At 37.4% G+C, this 4,382-nt stretch carries 3 protein-coding genes; all 3 read right to left on the minus strand.

Going from position 1 to position 4,382, the window contains the following annotated elements:
• Window positions 1–3,054: DUF1302 domain-containing protein (locus B4237_RS00250; RefSeq protein ID WP_286940745.1), on the minus strand; the 3,054-nt coding region annotated here is incomplete at its 3' end.
• 184 nt (window positions 3,055–3,238) lie between these two features.
• A complete protein-coding gene (locus B4237_RS00255) occupies window positions 3,239–3,967 on the minus strand; it encodes a uroporphyrinogen-III synthase (protein ID WP_286940746.1) in 729 nt (242 codons plus the stop codon).
• On the minus strand, window positions 3,945–4,382 hold a 438-nt coding region (locus B4237_RS00260), incomplete at its 5' end, for a hypothetical protein (RefSeq protein WP_286940747.1). The genes B4237_RS00260 and B4237_RS00255, both read right to left, overlap by 23 nt.

The following is a 4,382-nucleotide window of genomic DNA, read 5'->3' on the forward strand; positions in this document are numbered from 1 at the left end:
TAGATTTGCTTCTTCATCACCTAATTGCATTACATAGTTTAATGAAGTTGAAATATCATCTCCTTTACTGAATGACATTCCAAGTGATAAAGCTTGTTTATCTTCTACAAATCCACCAAGTGATGATGGTCCATAACCATAGAAGTCATGAGACCAAGCAAAGTTTGTACCTAGTGTCCAAGCAGTATTGTTAAAGTTTTGGTAATTCGCACCACCAACAATTCTATACGTAGCTGATGTTGCATCTGCTCCAGGCTGACTTTCACAATAAGATCCATTACCAAACAAGGCATCAACAATGTTGGCACCCATATTAGTTAATGAATTGGTATCGACTTCCATTGTGTAATCAAGAGTCATTTCTTTCTCACTGCCTGATGAGTAACGTTTTGCAGCTCTCCATGCGGCACCACCTGTAGTAGCAAATGTAGCTGCAACAGCATCTCTTTGAGCTTGACTCATCTTTTGAGCAAATCCAAGGCACAAATGACCACCGCTGCCTTCAACAAAACCGTTTCTTGCAACAAAGCCTTTACCAAGATCATCCATACCATCGATATGAACAATTCCTAATTCTGTTAATAAGAATGCACTGTCAGCGCCCAATCCTCTAGTGATTGGATCAGAAGCAGAGAAATTTGTTGTTGTTCCAACATCAAATGACCAAACATCCATATCGTCATGGAAAGCTTTAGATGTATAATCTGAAGTTGCAGAATAAACAGCGCCATTTGGAATTGATGAACGTGTATTATAAGTTAACAATCCATCAAATGTTGTAATCGCATTACCTGCAATATCTGTGCCACAACCAGTAGCACACACGGTATCAATCACGCTTTCAAACGTTGCAAGTAGTGCAACTTTCTCAGAGTTTGTACCGTAGGATTGAGCAGCAAAGTTAGTTAATAACGCGGTTGCACCTGATGCATCACTGATTGCATTAATTTGGTCTGATGCAGTAATTGCAAGAGGGTAGTTAGGTCGATAAGCTACCTCACCTTGAAGAACAGTTCCACCAACGTTAGTGTTAAAGCTCATACCTAAAATCTCGATATCTTCAGGATAGATGAACTGATATTTTGCAAGCTGTAATGGTGTAATTGCTGGAAGCAATGTTGCACCATAACCTAGATAAGCAAGAGTTGATGCTGCGTGGTCATTTCCTAACGCAACACAAGCTTGTGGGTTATGAACAACAGTTCCGTCGTCGATTTCAACACCAAAGTAAATCCTATGCGCATTATCTTTTGAGTTCTGGTGAGCAATATCACCATTAGCTGATGTTCCACCTAAAGCTCCAAGTGACAAACCGGTAAATCCACCACAAACACCACTACCAAATGCTCCATTAGCTAGTGCCAACTGGAACATGTCAGCAGACGTAAGTGTTCCAGCCGCAGCCGCAGTTGGAACATCTTTGTTAGCAACTGTAAATGATGTGCCATCAGCACCTAATGCAGCAACGTAATGCTTTGTCCAGTTGCCGTATTGTGCAATATATGCGCCAACATGGTCACCCGCTAAGACGCCGGCCTTACCAACAAATTGAATGTAAGGAGCTTTAGAGTGATAGTTTGCATAATAGAAACCTAAATCAACACCAGTTCCAATGTCATCAAGATAAGTTCTAGCAGCTAAGCCCCATTGCCCATCGTCTCTAGCATGTTTGTATCTTTGATCGGTGCCTAGCATTTCAATCGTAGCTTTAGCACCTTGCCAAGCTTGAAGATTTGAATCAGTGTAAACATTTTCAGCTAACTGAGTTCCTGTTAATCTTTGATTAGCATCCCAGAATGCAGCACTAGTGAAAGGTGCGGCACCATTTTCAACCGAGAAAACACCTGAAGTTTCAGCAGAACCAAAGTCGACGGCTGCAGCAGCTGCAGAATAAGCTCCCCATTCAGCCCCAGCAGCACTAACTTGAGCAGCTCTGGCTAGAGCAGCTGTGTCATAATACTGTCTTGTTGCAGTAGCCAAGTGAACGGTAGACGATGCTTGGTTACATGTGTTTCCAGCTCCAGCATTACCAACCATATTGTATGCATAAGTACAATGACTGTTTGTGCTGAAATTTTTCTCATCTTTATTTGATCCACTAACTAATAAACTTGTTGCACCTGTTCCAGCAACATCACTTCCAAAGAATGCACCTTTTGGATCGATCTCAACATGGCTCTCACTGAACTGAGTGTAAGCTTCGATTGTCCAATCACCCGCACCGAAAGTAAGAGTTAACTGTTCAGTTGGCAGAAGAGCATCTCTTATACTTGCGCCAGGTGCTCTTAATGCAGAGAGGTCAACAGCGTTAGTCACAAGACCATTCATTCCAATTGGAATAAAAGTTGCTTCACCCCAACTTGTAACAAATCGTCCAGCTGTAACATCAACAAAGCCGATGTCTGAACCAGCGTCAAATGAAGTTGTTATGTAAGCGTCAAGAAGAGTGAAATCTGATTCTAATTCATCTTTTGCGTCATTTGCTAGAGGGAATTTTTCTGCATCATTAAAATCAAGCACGGGGTTGTAGCTTGTAATAAATGAAGCATTGATACCTACTCCAGAATCTGTTCTTGCACTAATTTCAGAAAAAAGTTTTTGAGTAGCATCGATGACGTCTCCAGAGTTTTGGAAGTTCAAGCTTCCGTCATCTGAGTTAACATCACCAAGTGGAATAGCGTTTGTAGAAGCATTTCCATAACCATCTGTTCTAGAAGTCGCACAACCAGCGCTATTTTTGTTCGTGCCTTTTATGTTCGCCTGTCCAGCTGCAGTAAAATTATTAAAAGTTGTATTCAATCCAACTTGCGCATCAGAAAAACCAGAAGAGAAACCCAAAGCTTCTAAAGTTGCATTTGAATGTGCAGTGCTTCTACCATCTTGTAATTTACAATCCATGTCTTCAGCTCTTATGCTTATACCTGAAGTGATTGTTGTATTAATTGTTCCAGTTAAACCCGGAAGGTTCAAATCAGCCGCAGTGGCATGAAATGAAATTGGTGACAATGCTAGTGCTAACATTGGCACAATCGTTAGTTTCAGAAATTTCATCATTAGTATTCCCCCGTTTGAAATATCGTAACACATTAATGCAACAATACTGAATTATACAGTAGTATAAATTACAACATTATTGTTGCTTTGGTATGCATTGAACTTAAAAACTAACAAATAGTCAAGGACTTATAGCGATCAATTTTTAAATATATTGCTTTTTTGCAACACTTTTCATTTTAACTTATAAATTATTGATTTTATTATATATAAGCCTCTCAGCCATACTTACTATTGATCCCTGGTCTGAGCGATCAGTGAAAATAGACGACTTGTAACCTAACGTTTTCATATACTGAGCCACACGCTCACTAATACATATATATGTAATATTTAATGCCTTATTTTTTAAGCTATGATTTTCAATTAGCGTGTTAAATATAGTAGCTGTAAATTTAGAATATATAAGTACTAGTCTAATTTTGTTTTCATTTATTAATTTTATCGTTTGTTCTTTCAACTTTTTACTTGGGATGACTTTGTAAACTATTATTTTTTTTATTATAAATTTTTTTATAAATTTCTCTGCTTCTTCAGAGATTACGTCTCCACACATATAATTTATTTGATCAATAACTTCATTTTTAATGATATGATTTGCAAACTCAGAAAAATTTTCAAATATTTTAATTATTTTTTCAGCTCCTTCATTTTTACATAGCTCAGCAACTTTTGAGCCAATGATAAAGAATCGATTATCAACAAAAAAGCTTTTATTAAAATTTTTGTTTTTCAGTAATGCGTAAATTGCTTGCTTACTGGATATTAAAAATAATTCATTATTGAATTTATTTTTATGATCACTCAAGTATTCAAATGAAATACATGGATCAATGCAGCTCGCTATCATTTTATTTTGCAAAATTCTTGAAAGCTCTAGTGCATCTTGCTCAGGGCGTGTAATTAAAATCATTTTCTAATTTATCCAATTGATTAATTTTTTGCGCACCCACAGATGATAAAATCTCATTACCTAATGATTGGCTTAATTCAATTGATTGATCCTTGTCACCTTTTACGGAGCTACTAAATAATTTTTTACCATCGTGTTCAAAAAGTTCACACGAGACCACAATTTGTTTATCATTAATTTTTGCATAAACTGAGACAGGGCTGTTACAATTCGCATTTATTATTCTCAATACCTCTCTTTCAGAACGACATTCTATTTCTGTCTTTGAATGATTAATAGAGTTAAAGATTCCTTTCAATTTCGTGTTTCGCATTGCTTGTATTCCAACAGCGCCTTGACATGCTGCTGGCAAAAAAAACTCATGTCCAAGAACTTCAGTGATTTGATCATCGACATTAAGTCTTTGTAATCCCGC

The sequence above is a fragment of the Acinetobacter sp. UBA6526 genome (assembly GCF_002434875.1).
Taxonomy (GTDB): domain Bacteria; phylum Pseudomonadota; class Gammaproteobacteria; order Pseudomonadales; family Moraxellaceae; genus Acinetobacter; species Acinetobacter venetianus.

Coding starts and splice junctions, on each gene's coding strand:
- B4237_RS00255 (WP_286940746.1), bottom strand. CDS start 3,967: ATGATTTTAATTACACGCCCTGAGCAAGATGCACTAGAGCTTTCAAGA.